Here is a 17,580-nt window from a genome sequence, read left to right as displayed (position 1 = left end):
TGGTCGTAGACCGTCTGCCACCTTCGCGCGGTGGAACCACCACCTCCGTAGCTACCACTACTGCGGCCATTGCCGGATGTTTATGGTGGCCCTGCGACGCTATTTCAACGAGCGGAAGCGAGACGGGGGAAATGGTACAGAAGATGATCTGGCCGGTGATGTCCGCCGGGTACCGGCCGACACTGCCGACCGACGACCTGACGATCGCCGTGGTGGTCGACAACGAGGTGACCCGGCGCGGGGTGGCGGCCGTCGTGCAGCAGGTGCCGATGGTGCGGTTACGGGCCGGACCGGACGGGGCGGACGTGGTCATCGCCTCGCCCCGGGCCCTCAGCCGTGCCGACGCGCTGCGAGGGCACGACGACGGGCGGCAGCACAAGCTCCTTGTCCTGCTCGACGAGCCGGACCAGGTCGACATCGTGCGATGGCTGACGCCGGACGGCTACCTCCTTGCCACGGACCTGACCCCGGAGTCGCTGCACCGCACGCTGGCGCAGGTGGCCGACGGCCAGTTGGTGGTGCCGGCGGAACTGAGCCGGCACCTGCTCAAGCTGGCCACCGGCCGGACGAGGCGGGAGCGCAGCCGGGCGCCGGTGCTCACCGCCCGGGAGCGGGAGACGTTGGCGCTGCTCGCCGAGGGGCTGAGCAACCGGCAGATCGGCCGTCGACTCGGTGTCTCGGAACACGGCGCCAAGCGGCTGGTCGGCAGCATCATGACCAAACTGGACTCACCGAACCGCACGCTCGCCGTGGCGATCGCCCTGCGGGAACGGCTCATCCAGGCCGAACCGGCGTAGCCCCGGCCAGGTCCGCACCACCACCCGGTAGTCGGCGGTCCCGGTCAACGCGACCGAGGCCAGGTGCCCGTCGCCGAGCGTGAGATCCCGCACCATCCACGGGCCGGGCAGGCCGGTCCCGCCCCGGCAGCGCAGGCCGCGACCGTGCGACTGCGATCCGGCGACCCGTACCCGGAGTCCCTGCACCAGCCGCCCACCGCTGGCCTTCACGCAGGCTTCCTTGCGGGTCCAGTAGCGCAGGTACCACCAGTCCCGGGCCGGACCGTGAGCGCGGCCGACCCGGGACGCCTCGCCCGGCGGATAGAACCGCGTCGCCAGCCGGCCCGACGGTGACGGCGTACCGTCCGGGTCCGGCCGGGCCAGGCGCTCCACGTCGACCCCCACCTCCCGCCCGGTGGTGACCGCCAGCAGGGCCAGGTCGGCCGAGTGGGTCAGGTTGACCTTCGTCTCCGGCCGCCCGAGCAGCGCCGGCTTCCCGTGCCGACCCCGCTGCCAGACCACCTCCTCCGGCGGTACGCCGAGGTAGCCGCCGAGGATCAGTCGGCTGGTGGCGTGCGCGTGGACGTAGCGGCGGCGGTGGCGAGCGTCGCCGAGCCGGTCGGCCCGGCGACGCTCGTGCGGGTCCAGCAGACGGGCCGGATCCGGATCACCGGCGAGTGGACGGCCCAGCGGTATCCGCCAGACGTGGACGACGCCGTCGAGACGCATCACGGTGCTCCGGTGGCCGCCAGGACCCGTTCCTGCGCCGCCACCGTCACCAGCAACTCCTCGATCTCCCGCAGGATCTCGGCGGCGTCGCTGCGGCCGAGCCGGGTGGTGTCGGCCCGTACGGTCAGCTCCAGCCGGTCCGGCCCGTCCTCGATCACCTTGAGGAAGAAGGTCAGCTCGTCCACCTCGTACCCGGGACCGAAGGTGAGCCGACTGGTCGCCTGGGCGGTACGCAGCCGCTCGGCGGTCACCTCCTCGATCCGGCCCGTGTCCGGCCCGGCCTGTCGCAGGTCGTTGAAGTAGCAGGACGGGTCGGCGGTGGCGGCCAGCGTGCCGCGCAGCGCGCTGATCTCCTGCCGGTCACTGATCCCGCTGCGGTACGCCTTCATGGCCGTGCCCCAGCAGCTCCGGACCAGCGCGGCGAAGTCCTCGGCGGACACGTCGATCGTGGCCGGCACGTCCTGCACCAGGTTGCCGACGTAGCCCCGCAGCTCCGCCCGGTGCCGGTTTCCCGCGATCAGGACCATCGGCACCCGGTCGTGGCCGGTACGCCGACCGAGGACCTTCGCGGTGGCGGTGAGCAGCACGACCGAGCTGCCGGTGGCGTACCGGGTGGCGAGGGCGTCCAGGGCCAGCTTGACCGCGCTGGAGCTGAGCGTGGCGACGGCGTACCGGGGGTCCTCCGGCTTGCGGGGGGTGAAGATCGCCGACGGGGCGGTCACCAACTGCTCCCGCCAGTAGGCCAACGAGCGTTCCTGGACCCGCCGCCCCGGCTCGCTCCGCTCGAACTCGGCCAACTCGACCGGCTGCATCGCGGGCGGTGGCAGCTCCTCGCCGGCCAGCAGCCGGGCCAGTTCGGCGCCGATCACCCGGGTACCCAGGTAGTCGGTGGCCGCGTGCGACACGCAGGTGATCACGACCCGGGGTGCGCCGTCCAGCACGCCGACGGCGGGCCGGATCGGCCACTCGGTCGTGTGGTCGAAACGGTGCCCCCGGACCCGTGCCTCCAGGTCGTCGACGAGCGCCCGTGGGTCGGGGTCCTCGGCGGTGGCCTCGCAGATCTCCACCGGCAGCTCACCGGCGGCCATCACCTGCTGCATCAGGTTGCCGTCCGGGTCCCGATGGAAGAGGGTGCGCAGCGCCTCGTGTCGGCGGACCAGGGCGTCCAGCGCGGCGAGCACGCCGGGCAGGTCCACCCCGTCGGGCACCGGGGTGAAGACCGTCGAGTTGTAGAAGGAGGTGTCCGGCATCTGCCGGTCGATGTCCACCCAGATGCTGCGCTGGCCCAGGGTGGCGGGGGCGAGCACGCCCCGCTCGCCGTCGATGCGTACCGCCTGCCGGGTCATTCGCGCCATGCCGCCGCCTCCTGCTCTTCCTGGTCGTGCTCGGTGGTCTCCGGGGGTGCGGTGCCCGCTCGCCGTCGGACGAAGAGGACGGTGGCGAAGACGGCGGCGATGCCGAACAGGTTGGCGATCGCGATCGTCCAGTACAGCGGCTCGGGTCCACCGGCGGACCGGGCCAGGTAACCGCCGACCGCCACGATGCCGCCGAAGTAGACGACGTTCAGGGCGATCGCGAGCGGCCCGCCGCCGACCTGCTCCAACACCGTGAGCGCGGCGAGGACCAGGCCCATCAGCACGAAGGTGGGCGCGACGATGCCGAGGTAGCGGGACGCCTCGGCGGCCACCGCCGGGTCGGCCGCGGTCACCCGGGCCAGCCAGTCCCGGCCGGTCCAGACCACCACGGCGCAGACCACGTAGAACGCGGCGGTCACCTGGAGGCCGGCGCGCAGCACGCCGGGCATCCGGTGGCTCTCCCCGGCGCCTCGGTACTGGTTGGCGACGATCGCGGTGGCCGCGCCGATCGCCACACCGGCGACGATCACCACGCTCTGCACCACGTACGCCACCGCGAAGCCGGACACCACGGTCGCGCCGAAGGCGCTCACCACCCAGGTCAGCGCGAAGTTGCTGGCGAAGATGGCCACGTACGACGCGAAGACCGGCAGGCCCACGCCGGCCAGCAGGCCGAGCAGGTCGGGTCGCCAGGCCAGGGACGTGCCGGGCCGCCACACGCCGGTACGCCACAGCAGGTAGCCACCGAGTGCGCTGCCGACCACGCCGGACGCGGCGATGGCGATCGGCACCGACCACAGGCCCAGGCCCAGCCCGCCGGGCAGACCGAGCGCGGCCACGCCGACGATCTCCACGGCGGCGGCGGCGAGCAGCACCGCCGCTCCCTCGCGGGGGCGTCCCGCGCCCCGCAGGGTGGCTCCGCAGAGCACCGACCCGAGTCCGAGCAGCGCGGCCAGGCAGACCCACCGGACGAACCACACGAAGTCGCTCTGTGCCCCCGCGTCGACCCCGAACAACCGGGCCATCCCAGGGGCGGCCAGACCGAGCAGCAGCAGCACCACGACCGATGCCACGGCGCCGATCCGGGCGAACCCGGCCAGCGCCCGGATGCGGCTCTCGGCGTCGTCGCCGCTGAGCGCCGACGCGACCTGGTTCGGTACGGCGAGTCCGGCGTGCAGGGCGATGATCACGAACATGATCGGGGTGAACAACGAGCGGATGTAGAGCGAGTCGTCGCCCATCCGGCTCATCAGGGCGACCACCACGAGCGGGACCAGCACGCCCACCAGGTCGCCGAGAACCATCGGCGAGGCCTGGCGCAGCACCTGGCGGCGGTACTCAGTCATCGTCGAACCTGCCCTTGGTCAGTGCGTGAGACACGGTGAGCCGCTGCACGTTGCGGGTGCCCTCCATGAACTCGACCCCCCGTGCGTCGCGGGCCAGCTTGTCCAGCCAGGGATGCGCGAACCGGGAGCCCGGGCCGAGGATCCGCAACGCCTGCTGGGTGGCCTCCTCGGCGAGCTGGGCGGCCTGCGCCTTCGCGGCCGAGGCGTAGTAGCCGTTGCGGGCGTCCCGGTCCACCTCGTGGGCGGCGCGCAGGATCAGTTGGCGTGTGGTGTGTACGCGGTGACCCAGCCGGTCCAGCTCGTCCCGACCCCGTCCGGACTGCGATCGAGCATACTCGATGGCCGCCCGCGCGATCCCCAACGCGATGGCGGCCACCCCGGGGCGCAGCAGGTTGAACGTCCGCAGTGCGCTCCACATGCCGCGCGCCGAGGCCGGCAGGTGGGCACCGAGGATCCGGCCGGGTGCCACCGGCACGCCGTCGAGGCGGATCGCGCTGATCTGCGCGCCCCGCAGACCGACGGTGTCCAGTGCCTCCGCGTGATAGCCGGGGGCCGACGTCTCCACCAGCACCGCGACCACCCCGAGCGGCCCCGAGCCGGTACGCGCGAAGACCGTGCCCACCTCGGCGCGGGTCGCGTTGCCGACATACCGCTTCTCGCCGTGCAGGGTCGCCGACCCGTCCGGAGCCTTGCGCAGCCGGGTGCTCAGCGACATCGCGTCCGAGCCGCGCGCCGGCTCGGTCAGGGCGAAGAACGTCCAGGTGGGACGCGACCGTACCCGCCCGAAGTACCACTCCTGCTGGGCCTCGTCGCCGAGCATCCCGACCAGGACGCCGGAGAGCGAGGCACCCGGCGAGGCGAGGAACATCCCGGCGTCGCCGAAGGCGATCTCCTCGGCCGCGACCACCCGCTCCACGGCGGTGCTGCCGTAGTACGTGTACCTGCCGATCCGCATCGGGTCCGGTTGCAGGTGTGCGGGGATCATCGTCTTGCCCACGTAGTTCACCGCGGGCAGGTCCAGGTGCCGATAGACGGTGTCCGGGTCGCGTTCCAGCTCGAAGGCGTACGGCCGCAGCTCGGCGGCCCACTCCCGGGCGTGCTCGCGCAGCACGCGCAGCCGGTCATCCGGCTCGATGATCGCCATGGTCAACTCCGTCGAGGTACGCGTCGGCCAGCAGTTCGGACAGGTGCGCGATCCCGCCCGGCCCGTCGGTGAGGAAGCCGCCGGCACCGAGCAGCCGCAGCGACGCGCGGTCGGCGTCGGTGAGCTGCCGGTGCAGGTACGCGGCGAGGGACGGGTCCGGGTCGTGCTCCAGCGCGTCGAGGACCGCGGCGACGCCCTGCTGCTCGGTGACGATCTCGGCGAGACTGCCCTGGACCAGTTGCTGCTGGATCAGCGGCACACCGCCGGTGGTCCGGCCGGTCAGGTACTCCCGGGCCTGGTCGAGCAGCCACTGCGAGACGCCGAGCCGCATCCAGGTCAGGCCGAGCACCCACCCGGCGGGCCGGTTGTCCGTCCCACCGGAGAGGTGCTGCCGCTCGGGCGGGCACAGCCCGTGTCCGCGCGGCCCGTGCACCGTCTCCGGTGCGTCGGTCGCGGTCACCAGCGCCGCCCAGCCCGCCACCAGTCCGTCCCGGCGGGCGACCGTCCGGCAGTCGGCCAGCGCGACGACCGCCTGTGCGGTCACCACGTCGGGTCCCAGGCGAGTATGTTGAGGTAGCGCAGCACCGGGTCGTACTCGACCAGCACGGTCCGGCCGGTCAGGCGCCGGGCGGTGGTCCAGATGCCGGTGCAGAGCGCGCCCGGTGAGACCCGGTGCACCCGCTCGGCCCGCAGCGCGACCTCGGCGGTGACCGGCACGTCGTACCCGGCCACCAGCTCGAACGGACGGCCGTCGTGGGCCGAGATCTCGTCCAGGACGTCGACCAGCAGCGCCGCTGCCGCCGCCGGGTCGACCTCGGTGCGCTGAGCGAGCAGCACACCGGCCTCGCCGGGGGCGGTCGGCCGGAAGGCGTACGCCACCGCGACGTCCTCGGCCGGTACCCGCTCGGTCGCGTCCACCTCCCACGGGAGGTTGCGCTGGTCGAGGACGACAAGTGCGGTACGGGCGTCGGCCGCGGCGTCGCGCAGGTGGTCGGCGGCCAGCCGCAGTGCGGTGAACGGCGCGGTGGCGCCCTGGTCGCTGACGCAGAACACGGTCGGTCGTCCGGGTGCCGCCTCGACCAGGTAGCACCCGGCCGAGGCCCGGGAGTCGATGTCCGGTGTGGCGAACGCGAGGACGATCCGGCGCAGCGCGTCCACGCCCGGAGTCAGCTCGGCCACCACCGTCGACGCCATCGTCGTGTACGAGGTGACCTGGGCCTTGGCGAGGAACTCCGGGTCGTAGGAGCGGCCGTAGGCGCCCACCATGTCGGCGAGGTAGCGGTCCAGGCCGTCGTCCTCGATCGGCCCGTTGCCGCGAAAGGTGCGGGCGGCGGACGCCGCCGGCCGGACCGGCAACTCCCGCAGGAGGCCGGTCCGGTCGGCGGCGAGCCGTGGTGCGACTGTGGTGAACACGGTCAGCGGCTCACGTGCTCGTTGACGTACTCGGAGAGGGTGGTGACGGTCTCGAAGTGCCGCTGCTCCAGGTCGTCCGGGTCGAACTCGGCGCCGAGCTCGTTCTCCAGTTCGAGCAGCAGTTCCAGCACGCTGGTCGAGTCGAGCCCGAGGTCGTCGAAGAGCCGGGTGTCCGGGGTGATGGTGGCGACGTCCCGCTTGAGGACGGCGGCGAGCGCGGTCCGGACGCTGGCCACCACGGCCTCGTCCACCACCGGAGCCTGGGGCTGCCCCTGCACAATCGTCTCGGTCATGACACGCGAATCCTTTCGTTCGAGGGGTGTCCGTTGCTGGTGACGGTCGACACGAGCCGGGCCGGTGCGGCCAGCTCGTCGTGCGTCGGCTGTCGGCTGAGCAGGTCCTCCGGGTCGTCCCGGTGCCGGACCAGGTAGGCGTGTCCCTCGTGGACCAGCACCTCGGCCGGGTAGCCGTGGCTGAGGAAGTGCACGGGGGAGGCGGTCGGCCCGTACGCCCCGGAGCGCAGCACTCCGATGAGGTCGCCGGGACGGACAGTCGGCAGCGGCACGTTCTTGCCGATGGTGTCGTTGGGCGTGCAGAGCGGGCCGGTGACCTGCCACTCCGCCACGGCCGGCTCGGCCGGACGGTTGAGCAGGACCATCGGGTAGTTGCGCTTGACGAAGGAGCCGGTCCCGACGGCCGCCATGTGGTGGTTGGTGCCACCGTCGGCGACGGCGAAGCGCTGGCCCATCGACTCCTTGACGTAGCGGACGCCCACCACGTACACGCCGGCGGGCGCGGTCAGGTACCGACCCAGCTCCATGATCACGCGGGTGTCCGGATGCCGGTCGCGGAACGCCTCGACCACCGGATTCACCCGCTCGGCCACCAGGGCCGGGTCGAGGTCGGTCTCGCCCTCGAAGTACGCCACGCCCAGCCCGCCGCCGATGTCGACCATCTCCAGCGGGAAGCCGTGCCGCTGCGCCAGCCGCTCGGCGAGGTCCAGGATCCGCGCGGTGTTCTCGGCGATGACCTCCTCGCTGAGGATCCGGGTGCCGAGATAGGCGTGCACGCCCATCACCCGGACGTGCGACAGGGCGCCCAGGTCGGGCGCGGCGAAGAGCTGCGCCTCGTCGATGCCGAACTGACGCGGCTTGCCGCCCATGGTCAGGCCGCCGCCCTTGACCGCGAACTCCGGGTTGACCCGGAGCGCGACCGGCGCGACGACGTCGTGTTCGGCGGCCACCTCGTTGAGCAGTTCCAGCTCGCCGAAGGACTCGACGACCACCGCGTACACCTGCTCACGCAGGCAGGCGGCCAGCTCGTCGCGGCTCTTGCCGGGCCCGAGGAAGATGATGTCCCGGGGTGCCACCCCGGCCCGCCGCGCGGTGATCAGCTCGGTCAGCGACGACACCTCGGCGCACGCGCCGTAGCCGTGCAGCACCGCGCAGACCGACAGGTTGGGGTTGGCCTTCAGCGAGAAGAACATGTCCACGGCGGGGTGCAGCCGGTCCCGCAGGCCCTGGTACTGCCGCCGCAACTGCTCGCCGTCGTAGACGAACATCGGCGTGCCGAATCGCTCGGCCAACTCGGTGATGCCGATGCCCTGCACGTCGTGCTCGGCGGTCATGATCCGGTCCTTTCGGTCAGGCCGGCGACCACGCCGGCCACGTGTTCGTCGAGCTGGCGCACCCGCTCCTCGGTCGGCGCGATGACCAGCGCGTAGAGCCGGCCGTCGAAGCCGCCTTCGCCACCGGCCGCCGCGTTGACCGTGGCGAAGTTGTTCACCAGGACGCCCTCCTCGCCAGCCCGGGTGAGCAGCACGTCGCCGATCGCCCCGTGCAGCCGCTTGAACGGCAGCGGCTCGGGCAACCGCAGCGGGTACTGCCGGGCCAGCGCCACCCAGCCGGCGGGGACGAAGCGCTCCTGCAACGGGAGTTGGTAGGTGGACATGTTGTTGCGGGCGTTGATCTCGGTGACCGGGAAGAGGCGCTCGTCGTCGCCGACCATCGCGTCCACGCCGACCACCCCGACGTATCCGTCGGCGTGCAGCCGCTCGCCGAGCAGCCGGGCCGCCTCCCGGATCTCCGTCTCCTGGCGCGCGTCCAGCCGGGCCGGGATGCGGTGTCCCTTGTGCACGCCGGACTCGGTGATCGCCTCCTTGACGAAGTCGAACCGCACGTCGCCGTCGCGCCCCACGGTCATCTGGTAGTTGAGGTCGGCCCGCTTGGCCACGAACTCCTCCACCACCAGGGCGACCCGGTCGGAGCCGGTGGTGCGCGCCTTGCGGCTCACCATCCGGTCCATCTGGTCCAGCCGCCGCGGGTCGTCGACCACGACGATGCCCTTGCCGGAGACGCCGTACGCGTCCTTCACCACCACCCGGCGGCCGGCGGCGAGGACCTCCTTGGCCCAGGCCACCGCCGCCGACCACTCGGCGATCGTGACGCAGCCCCGACCGGCCGGCTGCCGCAGGCCCACCTCGTCGGCGACCTGCCGGCTGTAGACCTTGCTGTTGACCGCCTTGCAGGTCTGCGCGGAGCTGCCGGCGATCCGGACGCCGGTGCGGGCGGCGATCTCCTCCTCCAGCACCGAGACGCCGTGCACCGACAGGTACGCGCCCTGCTCCGCCCACTCGGTCATCCGGCCGAGCAGGTCGGAGTCGGCGAGTACGTCCTGGCTGACGGTGTGCTGCGGGTTCTGCGCCGAGACGGTGTGGATCTCCGGGAGCTGGACCCCCAGGCCGGTGAGGAAGGCCAGGTAGTCGGGGTCGGGGGTGGCCTTGAGCAGCACCCGGTCACCCGGTCCGGCGAGCAGCAGCGCGAACTCGTCCATCCGGTTCACCACCGCGCTGCCGGAGCCGAACGCCATCCGGGGCAGGCCCGGCTCGTCCTCGCCCCACACGTCCTCCACCTCGAAGTTGCCGAGGAAGACGAAACGCGCGTCCGGATCGCCGGTCACCGCGGTCTTGAGCCGGGGTATGAACGGTGTGGTCATCATGCCTCCTAGTGCTCGAAGACCATGGCGGAGAAGGTCGCGCCGAGCCCGACGGCGACCATCAGGTAGCGGTCGCCCGGCGCGAGCCGCTCCAGTTCCAGGGCCGTCTGGTAGTTGATGAAGGAGTCGGCGCAGAAGCAGTGGCCGGTCGAGGCGACGTTGTCCAGCAGCACCCGGTCCACCGGGTAGCCGAGCTGCTTGCACAGCCTGACCCAGGAGAGCCGGTTGACGTTGTGCGGCAGGATCAGGTCCACGTCGGAGAGGGCGACACCGGCCTGCGCCACGGCCGCCAGGACCACCTCGGCGAGACCGTCCTGATAGATCGCCTCGAACTCGGCGGCCCGCGCGGCGTCCATCCGCAGACCGGCGTTGAACTGCCCGTACGTGCGGGTGGCGTAGCCCAGCAGCCGGTCGTGGTCGCCGCCCAGGCCGACCAGTACGGCGGCCGAACCCTCGCCCATGAAGGTGGTGTTCGGGATGAGCTGCGCGGTGGGGGTGAACGCCTTCTCCCCGGCGAAGACCAGGGCCAACGCGTCCGGGTCGCCGTCGGCGGCCAGCAGCTCACCGGCGAGGTGCACGGCGAGCAGACCCGACGCGCAGGCGTGCTGGGTGACCGCGAACGAGACCGCGTGCTCCAGGCCGAGCGCGGTGCGGACCTGGTGCAGCGGGTTCTCCGGGTATGGCGCCACGGTCTGCAACGTGCGGGCCTGGAGCACGTACCTGACCTGGCTCTCGCGTCCGGTCAGCGCGGTCAGCTTGCCGGCCGCGTTGATCATCATCTGGGCCAGGTCGCCGTCCGGGTCGTAGCGCACCTCGGACAGCCCGTAGAAGCGGCGGAACGTCGCCACCTGCTTCGGGTCCATCGCCAGTTCGGCACCGATCTCCTCGATCGGCACGACCGACGACGGGAGATAGGCGGAGACCGCCTCGATGGTGGTCACCGGGCACCCGCGGGTTCCTGCTCGGCGATCAGTTCGGTCAGGTGCGCGGTCAGTTCGTCGATGGTCGGGTGGTCCCAGACCAGGGTCTCGCTGAGCCGCATGTCCAGGTGCGTCTCGATGTCGCCACAGAGGGCGAGCGCGTAGACCGAGTCCAGGCCGTACTCGGCGAGGCGGACGGTGGGGTCGATCTCGTCCTCGGGCCGGCGCAGGTACTCCGCGACGCAGCGGGTCAACCAGGAACGCAGGTCGCCCGCGCCCTCGGCGTTGGATGCCATGTGGGTTTCCTTCCTCGGATGGTTGGCGGTGCGGACTGGCTCCCGGGTCACCCCGGCAACGCCCGGCGGGACAGGTCGAAGCTGCGTCGCTCCGCGTGCCGGGCGGCCAGTTCCTGATAGAGCGGCTCGCGGTGGCGGCCGGGGCTGTCGTCGCCCGCCCGGCCGAGGCTGCGGGCCAGCCGGTCCAGCGCCGCGGTGACCCAGGCCGGGTCGTCGTCGCGGGCCAGCCAGACGTTCAGGCAGGCCGAGGCGGCGAGCACGGTGGCGTACCGGGCGGGCAGGTCGAGCACCTCGACGCGGGCGTCCACGCCCAGGTCCGAGGGGCGCAGCGCGGCTCCCGCCTCGGCGAGGTCACCGAGTTCGGCCCGGAACTGCTCGGCCAGCCGACGGAGTCGCTGCTGCTCCGACCCGTCACCGAGCCGGTCGACGGCCGCGCCCAGCGACCCGGCCAGGCAGTCCAGCCCACCGGCGGAGACCCGCAGCCGCTCGAACGGCAGCTCGGGCAGCTCCTCGCCGATCCGGAACAGCGCCGGGTCGGCCGGCTCCGGCTGCACCCAGCCGCGTCGTGCCAGCAGCGGCACCTGGGGGAGCATGGTGCCCAGGCAGGCGACCCGGGCGGCGTGCCCGAACCCGGCCGGGGCCAGGTCGCGCAGCAGCTTCTGGAAGATCGCGTACCGGCCCTCGCGCAGATAGAAGTGCGCCCCGAGCACCAGGGAGAGCTGGTGCATCGAGTCCATCAGCCGCTTGGCGACCAGGTACTTCACGGCGGAGGCGTACATGCTGGTCTGGCCGGGCAGCAGGTGCAGCGCGCGGGCCGCGACCAGGCCGAGGCTGTCGCAGATCAACAGATCCAGGTACGCGTCGACGAGCAGCCGCCGGACCTCGGGCTGGTCGGCGACGCGGTGCCCGTAGAGGCGTCGGTCGGCGGCGAAGTCCATGGTCGACCGCAGGCCCGAGTCGAGGACACCGGCGAGCATGCTCGGGATCGCGGTGCGGGTGAGCTGGAACGAGCGCAGCGCCGTCTCGATGCCCTGACCGGGCCGACCCACCACCGCCTCGTCGTCCACCGGGCAGTCGGTGAACTCGATGCCGCCCAACTGCACGCCGCGCATGCCCACGCTCGGGTAGCGGGCCAGGTCGCGCATCGCGCCGTCCGGCACGGTCTGCTTGTCCACCAGGATCTGCGAGTGGCTGCGGCTGCCCGGCCGCTCGTCGGTGCGGGCCAGCAGCACCAGCCCACGTGCCCGCTTGACGTTGGTGACCACCTCCTTGCGCCCGGTCAGCCGCCACCCGCCGGTCGTGCCCGGCCGGGCCGCGAACTCGGCGCGGGAGAAGTCGTTGCCGTGCGCCAGCTCGTGGTATGCCGAGGCGATCTTCTGGTTCGAGAGCAGCGTGTCGGCGACCCAGCGGGTCTGCGTCGGCGAGCCGGAGGCCCACACGTTGACCGACGAGATGAACGAGCTGACGCCGTAGCCGAGGCCCAGCGACGGGTCCCGCCGGAACACCGTCCGCAGCACCTGGATCAGGTCGTCGGCCCCGGCCAGCCGCCCGCCGTGGCGGCGCGGCACGAACTCGGCGTTGAGGCAGTACGCGTCGAGGGCCCGCTCGGCGGCGCCGAACACCTCGTCCTTCTCGTCGGCGGCCAGCGCGGCGGCGGCGCCGGTCGGGTTGCCGTCGTCGGACGGGTCGCCGAGCAGGCGTTCCAGCTCGTCCAGCCGGGCGGGGGCCGTCATGACAGCTCCTTGAGGTCGTCGGTGAGCCGGTCGAAGGCGGTGGGATCGGGCCGGAGACCGCCGAGGCGGCCGACGATCAGGGCCAGCGTGGCGGCCAGTTCCGGCCGGGCCGGCTCGGCGGACCACCGGTGCAGTACGGCAGCGGCGGCCAGGCACCACTCGTACCGTCGGGCCAGCTCGAACGCCTCGACCCCGGCCGTCACGCCCTGCGGCGGCAGGGCGGCCATCTCGTCGTGCAGCCGCTCGGCGGAGTCCAGGACGTGCGCGGCGAGCCGCACCACGCTCTCCGGTGCCGACGTGCGGACCTGCTCCACCAGGAACGGCAGGCTCTGCACCAGGCTGCATCCGGCGCGCGAGAACAGCTCCAGGCGGCCCGGGTCGGTGGGCGCGCCGACCTCGACGCCCCGCAGCCCGGCGACGTCCCGGACCTGCTGCCGCCATCCGGCCACCAGACGCGGGAACTGGGTGATCAGCGAGTGCCGGTTGACGAAGGTGTTGCCGTCGAAGATGCCCACGATGCGGTGGTCCCGTTCCAGCTTCTGGAACGCGCCGTCCGCGTACACGGTGGTGAGGAACGCGCGGGCGCCGAGCAGCTCGCCGCAGCGCGCGATCGCCTCGTCGACCAGGGTCGGCGCCAGCGCCTTCGCCACCGCCGAATAGACGCTCATCTCGCCGGTGAGCGCACCGGCCGCCCGCCCGGCGAACAGCACCACCGACTCCGCCACCAGCGCGGCGGCGGAGATCTCCCCGAAGCTGCGCCGCACGTGCGGCAGCTCGATCAGCCGACGGCCGTAGAGTTCCCGCTCCCGCACGTACCGCAGGGTCAGCTCCCGGGCGTGGTCGATCGCGCCGAGCGAGAGCCCGGCCGCCATCACCCGGGTGAGCTGGAGTGCCTTGAGCACGATCTCCAGACCCGCGCCCGGCCGCCCGACCAGCGCCTCGGTCGGCACCACCGCGCCGTCGAACGCGATGCCGCTGATGTCCGCACCCCGGATGCCGTGCGTACGCGCCTTCGGCAACGTGCGGTAGCTGCCCGCAGCGAGCCGGTCCTTGTCGACCAGGAACAGGCTGTGGCCGCGTGCCCCGCCGTCGGACGAGGTGCGGGCGAGCACGCAGATCGTCCCGGCCCGGGTGGCGTTGTTGATCGGCCACTTCTCGCCGTCCAGCCGGTACCCGCCCGGGCACTCGGTGGCGGTCAGCTCCCCGGCCACCAGGTCGCTGCCGTGCTCGCGCTCGGTCAGCGCCCAGGAGACCACCGCACCGGCCCGGACCCGCGCGCCGAGCCGTTCGGCCTGCTCCGGGTCGCCGGCCACCCAGACGCAGACCGCACCCAGGTAGGTCTTGGCGTGTGCGATCGCGGCGGTCAGGTCGTGCCGGGCGATCGTGCGGACCACCTCGACGAGCTGCGCGTGATCGGTCGACGCGCCGCCGAAGCGCGCCGGCACGTACCAGTCGGGCACCCCCAGCTCGTCCAGCAGTCGTACGGCGTCGGTGGGGAACGTCTCGGTCCGGTCCAGCTCGGCGACCCGGTCCGGGCGGAACGCCTCGGCCGTGGCCAGGGCGGCGTCCAGCAGGCCCGGCGAGGTGGTGGTGACGGCGCTCATCGGGCCACCCCGGCCAGCTCGCGGTCCCGGTCGGCGGCGTCGAGGTGGGCACGGACCTCCGGCGTGAGGTCGGCGTACGTGCCGGCGAGCGAGCCCTCCTGGAAGGCGCGACGGACCGCGACCCGCTGGATCTTGCCGCTGGTGGTCCGGGACACCCCGCCCGGGCGGACCAGCAGCACGCTCGCCTCCACCCCGAACTCGCGGGACAACCGGTGCCGCACCGCCGCCGAGATCCGGGCCAACTCCTCCGGCGTCGCCCGTCCGGCCCGCACCTCGTGCACCAGGACCACCTGCTCCTCGGGCACCGGCACGCTGAACGCGGCACCGACACCGAGCGCCAGCGCGGGATGCACGGTGCGCGCCTCGGCCTCCAGGTCCTGCGGGTACAGGTTGCGCCCCCGGATGATCAGCAGTTCCTTGATCCGCCCGGAGATGTAGAGCTCGTCGTCGAGGCGTACCCCGAGGTCGCCGGTGCGCAGGAAGCCGCGCTCGCCGCAGGCGGTCTCGGCGTCGAAGACGGCGGCCGTGGCCTCGGGGTTCTCCCAGTACCCGCGCGCGACGCTCGGGCCGCGCAGCCAGATCTCGCCCACCTCGCCGTCGGGGAGCAGCACGTGGCGCTCCGGATCGACGATCCGGATGTCCATCTCGGACGTCGTGCCGCAGCCGACCAGGTCACGGGTTGCCTCGTCGGCGTCCGGCCCGACCGGTCGGGCCTGCCCCCGGCCCAGGTGCGCGGCGTCGACCCGGGTGATCCGGGGGAGTCGGTACTGCCCGGCGCAGGTGACCGCAAGCGTCGCCTCGGCCAGCCCGTATCCGGGCCCGATCGCCTCCGGCCGCAGGCCGTAGGGCGCGAACCGGTCGCGGAAGCGGGCCAGCGTGCTCGCCTGGACCGGCTCGGCGCCGTTGACCGCCACCCGCCAGCGGGACAGGTCCAGGCCGGCGAGCCTCTCCTCGGCGATCCGGTTCAGGCACATCTCGTAGGCGAAGTTGGGCGCCGGGGAGATCTGCACGTCGAAGCGGTCGACCAGGAACAGCCAGCTCTGCGGGTGTCGCAGGAACACCGAGGCGGGCATGTGCACGGTGGTGCTGCCGACGTACAGCGGAGAGAGGAAGAGCCCGATCAGGCCGAAGTCGTGGTGCATCGGCAGCCAGCCGCCGTGCCGGGCGTCCGACGGCGCGCCGAGGATGCGCTGGTAGACCCCCGCGTTGTCGGCCAGGTTGCCGTGCGTCACCACCACGCCCCGGGGCTGGCTGGTGGACCCGGACGTGTACTGGAGGAAGGCGATCCGGTCCGGGTCGTCGGGCAGGGCGCGGAACCGCCCGACGTCGGGCAGCGCGGTCGCGTCGGTCACCAGACGCGGCAGGTCGCCCACCCCGGCCGCCTCCGCCCAGGTGGTCACGTCACCGGCCACCCGCTCCTCGGTGAGCAGGGCGGCGGCCCGCGCGTTACGGACGATCGCGGTCAGTCGCTGGCTGCGGTGCTGCTGCCCGTCCGGCACCGGCACCACGATCGGGATCACCCCGGAGTACAGGCAGCCGAGGACGGCGAGGGCCAACTGCGGGCCCGGCGGATAGAGCAGCATCGCCCGGTCACCGGCGCCCAACCGGTCCTGAAACAGCGCGCCGACCCGACGGGCCGCGTCGTGGATCTGGGCGTACGAGTAGCTGATCGGGGCGTCGTCGCGCATCGGGTCGGCCACGTAGGTGAACGCGGTCCGCTCGCCGAACTGCGCGGCGTTGACCTCCATCCGGGCACTGAAGCTGGTCACCGTTCACGCTCCTGCTGAGTCGTCTGAATCGAGATCGCTCGGTTGGGGCACAGTTGTGCGGCCTCCCGGACGGCCGGGACCCGATCCGGCTCCGGCTCGGCCACCAGCAGCACGACCGTCCCGTGGTCGTCCTCGTCGAACACCTCCGGCGCGAGCCGGACGCAGTGCCCGGCACCGAGACACCGCTCCGCCGCGACGGTGAGCAGGACCGTCATCGGGTCACCACCGCACCGGCAGCCGACCGAGCCCGAACACCACGCCCTGCCGGACCGGGATCTGCTCGACCTCCACGGCCAGGTGCAGACCGGGAAGCCGGGTGAACAGGGCCCGCAGCGCGATCAGCAGCTCCAGCCGTCCCAGGTGCTGGCCGACGCACTGGTGGATGCCGAAGCCGAAGGTCAGGTGGCCGCGCGCCGCCCGCCGTACGTCCAGCACGTCGGGATCGGCGAACCGCTCCGCGTCCCGGTTGGCCCCGGGGAGCAGGAGCACGATGCCCTCACCGGCCCGGATCAGCTCGCCGTCCACCTCCAGGTCGGCGGTGGCGACGCGGACCGTGGCGCCGGTCAGCGACAGGTACCGCAGCAGCTCCTCGACCGCGTCCGGCCAGCGCTCCGGCTCGGCCCGCAGCAGGTCGAGCTGGGTACGCTCGGCGAGCAGCGTGAGCACGCTCATGCCCAGCGTGTTGACGGTGATGTCCTGCCCGGCCAGCACGATGGCGATGCCCAGCCCGGCCGCCTCCTCGACGGTCAGCTCACCCTCGTCGATCCGCTCGGCCAGATCCCGCAGTTGACCGTCCCGCAGGTCGTCCCGACCGTCGGTGAGCAGGTGGGTCAGGTAGCCGGTCATCGACCGGACCGGGTTGAACCGCTTGTAGGTGACCGTCTGGAAGTGCTCGACGTCCGCCTCCGGCACCCCGAGCAGCCGGCCCAGGACCTCCGCGACCAGCGGCTTGGCGAACACGTCGAGCAGGTCCACCGGCGGCGACTCGGCCAGCATCCGGTCCAGGTAGGCGTCGGTGTACCGGACGATCTCCGGTTCCCACGCGCTGATCCGCTTGAAGGTGAGGCTGGGCAGCACCGCCCGCCGCTGCCGCGAGTGCTCCGGCGGATCGGTCCGCAGCAACGCCTCGATGGTCGCCGAACCGCTCTGCCGCAGCCCCGCCATTCCGGGCACCGGCAGCGGCATGTTCGGCTGCCGTACGTCCACGCTGGTGTCCGGGCTGGCCAGGATCGTCCGGGTCGCCGCGTACCCGGTGACCACCCAGACCGGACGGCCGTCGTACAGCCGCGCCCGGGTGACCGTCCCGCGTTCCCGCAGCTCCCGGTATTCCTCCGGCGGCTGGTACGGACATTTACGTTCCAGAGGCAGCTCGGGTAGCTGCGCGACGTCTTCCGTGGCCACGGCTCTGCTCACCGGTACCGCCCCTCTCTCCCCCGCTTGTCTCATCGAAGACGAGTCTGCGGAGGTGAGAGAGTTTCGATAAGGGACCGCTGGGCGGCGG

17 protein-coding genes are annotated in these 17,580 nt (G+C 72.6%); 1 reads left to right on the top strand and 16 read right to left on the bottom strand.

Going from position 1 to position 17,580, the window contains the following annotated elements; translation table 11 throughout:
• The first annotated feature begins 143 nt into the window (after positions 1 to 143).
• Complete coding sequence (locus ABT008_RS18970; protein ID WP_350697533.1) at positions 144 to 797, top strand: helix-turn-helix transcriptional regulator; 654 nt, start codon at positions 144 to 146, stop codon at positions 795 to 797.
• Here the strand turns inward: ABT008_RS18970 and ABT008_RS18965 are convergent.
• Genes ABT008_RS18965 through ABT008_RS18890 form a run of 16 tightly spaced genes read right to left on the bottom strand, consistent with a single transcriptional unit; the run spans position 729 to position 17,480 of the window.
• A complete protein-coding gene (locus ABT008_RS18965) occupies positions 729 to 1,505 on the bottom strand; it encodes a 4'-phosphopantetheinyl transferase family protein (protein WP_350697532.1) in 777 nt (258 codons plus the stop codon). The genes ABT008_RS18970 and ABT008_RS18965 overlap by 69 nt on opposite strands.
• Positions 1,505 to 2,860 carry a condensation domain-containing protein gene (locus ABT008_RS18960; RefSeq protein ID WP_350697531.1) on the bottom strand — a complete coding sequence of 452 codons (1,356 nt, stop codon included), beginning with the start codon at positions 2,858 to 2,860 and terminating at the stop codon, positions 1,505 to 1,507. Before ABT008_RS18960 ends, ABT008_RS18965 begins: the two co-directional genes overlap by 1 nt.
• Complete coding sequence (locus tag ABT008_RS18955) at positions 2,848 to 4,206, bottom strand: MATE family efflux transporter (RefSeq protein ID WP_350697530.1); 1,359 nt, start codon at positions 4,204 to 4,206, stop codon at positions 2,848 to 2,850. The genes ABT008_RS18960 and ABT008_RS18955 overlap by 13 nt, the downstream gene beginning before the upstream one ends.
• Positions 4,199 to 5,350, bottom strand: coding sequence for an acyl-CoA dehydrogenase family protein (locus tag ABT008_RS18950; RefSeq protein WP_350697529.1), 1,152 nt, complete (start codon positions 5,348 to 5,350; stop codon positions 4,199 to 4,201). The genes ABT008_RS18955 and ABT008_RS18950 overlap by 8 nt, the downstream gene beginning before the upstream one ends.
• Entirely contained in the window at positions 5,328 to 5,897 is a 570-nt protein-coding gene (locus ABT008_RS18945) for an acyl-CoA dehydrogenase family protein (RefSeq protein ID WP_350697528.1), read from the bottom strand. The genes ABT008_RS18950 and ABT008_RS18945 overlap by 23 nt, the downstream gene beginning before the upstream one ends.
• On the bottom strand, positions 5,891 to 6,763 hold the full coding sequence (locus ABT008_RS18940; RefSeq protein WP_350697527.1) for a hypothetical protein: 873 nt from the start codon (positions 6,761 to 6,763) through the stop codon (positions 5,891 to 5,893). The genes ABT008_RS18945 and ABT008_RS18940 overlap by 7 nt, the downstream gene beginning before the upstream one ends.
• A 2-nt stretch (positions 6,764 to 6,765) precedes the next feature.
• Complete coding sequence (locus tag ABT008_RS18935; RefSeq protein WP_350697526.1) at positions 6,766 to 7,056, bottom strand: acyl carrier protein; 291 nt, start codon at positions 7,054 to 7,056, stop codon at positions 6,766 to 6,768.
• On the bottom strand, positions 7,053 to 8,390 hold the full coding sequence (locus ABT008_RS18930; protein ID WP_350697525.1) for a type III PLP-dependent enzyme: 1,338 nt from the start codon (positions 8,388 to 8,390) through the stop codon (positions 7,053 to 7,055). Before ABT008_RS18930 ends, ABT008_RS18935 begins: the two co-directional genes overlap by 4 nt.
• A complete protein-coding gene (locus ABT008_RS18925; protein ID WP_350697524.1) occupies positions 8,387 to 9,757 on the bottom strand; it encodes a preATP grasp domain-containing protein in 1,371 nt (456 codons plus the stop codon). Before ABT008_RS18925 ends, ABT008_RS18930 begins: the two co-directional genes overlap by 4 nt.
• 8 nt (positions 9,758 to 9,765) lie before the next feature.
• The gene (locus ABT008_RS18920) at positions 9,766 to 10,698 is read right to left on the bottom strand and encodes a 3-oxoacyl-[acyl-carrier-protein] synthase III C-terminal domain-containing protein (RefSeq protein WP_350697523.1); all 933 of its coding nucleotides are present in this window, start codon (positions 10,696 to 10,698) and stop codon (positions 9,766 to 9,768) included.
• Positions 10,695 to 10,973, bottom strand: a complete 279-nt coding sequence (locus ABT008_RS18915; protein WP_350697522.1) for an acyl carrier protein — start codon at positions 10,971 to 10,973, stop codon at positions 10,695 to 10,697. The genes ABT008_RS18920 and ABT008_RS18915 overlap by 4 nt, the downstream gene beginning before the upstream one ends.
• 47 nt (positions 10,974 to 11,020) lie before the next feature.
• A complete protein-coding gene (locus tag ABT008_RS18910; protein WP_350697521.1) occupies positions 11,021 to 12,706 on the bottom strand; it encodes an acyl-CoA dehydrogenase family protein in 1,686 nt (561 codons plus the stop codon).
• Positions 12,703 to 14,310, bottom strand: a complete 1,608-nt coding sequence (locus tag ABT008_RS18905; protein WP_350697520.1) for an acyl-CoA dehydrogenase family protein — start codon at positions 14,308 to 14,310, stop codon at positions 12,703 to 12,705. The genes ABT008_RS18910 and ABT008_RS18905 overlap by 4 nt, the downstream gene beginning before the upstream one ends.
• The gene (locus tag ABT008_RS18900) at positions 14,307 to 16,079 is read right to left on the bottom strand and encodes a fatty acyl-AMP ligase (RefSeq protein WP_350697519.1); all 1,773 of its coding nucleotides are present in this window, start codon (positions 16,077 to 16,079) and stop codon (positions 14,307 to 14,309) included. The genes ABT008_RS18905 and ABT008_RS18900 overlap by 4 nt, the downstream gene beginning before the upstream one ends.
• Positions 16,076 to 16,294: a ferredoxin gene (locus tag ABT008_RS18895; RefSeq protein WP_117229869.1), complete on the bottom strand. Its 219-nt coding sequence runs from the start codon at positions 16,292 to 16,294 to the stop codon at positions 16,076 to 16,078. Before ABT008_RS18895 ends, ABT008_RS18900 begins: the two co-directional genes overlap by 4 nt.
• Before the next feature lie 4 nt (positions 16,295 to 16,298).
• Positions 16,299 to 17,480, bottom strand: a complete 1,182-nt coding sequence (locus tag ABT008_RS18890) for a cytochrome P450 (protein WP_350697518.1) — start codon at positions 17,478 to 17,480, stop codon at positions 16,299 to 16,301.
• Positions 17,481 to 17,580 lie beyond the last annotated feature (100 nt).

Origin of the sequence: Micromonospora sp. NPDC002389 (genome assembly GCF_040296095.1) — a bacterium.
Lineage (GTDB): Bacteria > Actinomycetota > Actinomycetes > Mycobacteriales > Micromonosporaceae > Micromonospora.
This window is presented reverse-complemented; position numbering and strand designations above follow the sequence as displayed.

Excerpts from the sequence above, each read along its gene's own strand:
- ABT008_RS18970 (WP_350697533.1), top strand. The coding sequence starts at position 144 with ATGATCTGGCCGGTGATGTCCGCCGGGTACCGGCCGACACTGCCGACC.
- ABT008_RS18965 (WP_350697532.1), bottom strand. The coding sequence starts at position 1,505 with ATGCGTCTCGACGGCGTCGTCCACGTCTGGCGGATACCGCTGGGCCGT.
- ABT008_RS18960 (WP_350697531.1), bottom strand. The coding sequence starts at position 2,860 with ATGGCGCGAATGACCCGGCAGGCGGTACGCATCGACGGCGAGCGGGGC.
- ABT008_RS18955 (WP_350697530.1), bottom strand. The coding sequence starts at position 4,206 with ATGACTGAGTACCGCCGCCAGGTGCTGCGCCAGGCCTCGCCGATGGTT.
- ABT008_RS18950 (WP_350697529.1), bottom strand. The coding sequence starts at position 5,350 with ATGGCGATCATCGAGCCGGATGACCGGCTGCGCGTGCTGCGCGAGCAC.
- ABT008_RS18935 (WP_350697526.1), bottom strand. The coding sequence starts at position 7,056 with ATGACCGAGACGATTGTGCAGGGGCAGCCCCAGGCTCCGGTGGTGGAC.
- ABT008_RS18930 (WP_350697525.1), bottom strand. The coding sequence starts at position 8,390 with ATGACCGCCGAGCACGACGTGCAGGGCATCGGCATCACCGAGTTGGCC.
- ABT008_RS18925 (WP_350697524.1), bottom strand. The coding sequence starts at position 9,757 with ATGACCACACCGTTCATACCCCGGCTCAAGACCGCGGTGACCGGCGAT.
- ABT008_RS18915 (WP_350697522.1), bottom strand. The coding sequence starts at position 10,973 with ATGGCATCCAACGCCGAGGGCGCGGGCGACCTGCGTTCCTGGTTGACC.
- ABT008_RS18910 (WP_350697521.1), bottom strand. The coding sequence starts at position 12,706 with ATGACGGCCCCCGCCCGGCTGGACGAGCTGGAACGCCTGCTCGGCGAC.
- ABT008_RS18905 (WP_350697520.1), bottom strand. The coding sequence starts at position 14,310 with ATGAGCGCCGTCACCACCACCTCGCCGGGCCTGCTGGACGCCGCCCTG.
- ABT008_RS18895 (WP_117229869.1), bottom strand. The coding sequence starts at position 16,294 with ATGACGGTCCTGCTCACCGTCGCGGCGGAGCGGTGTCTCGGTGCCGGG.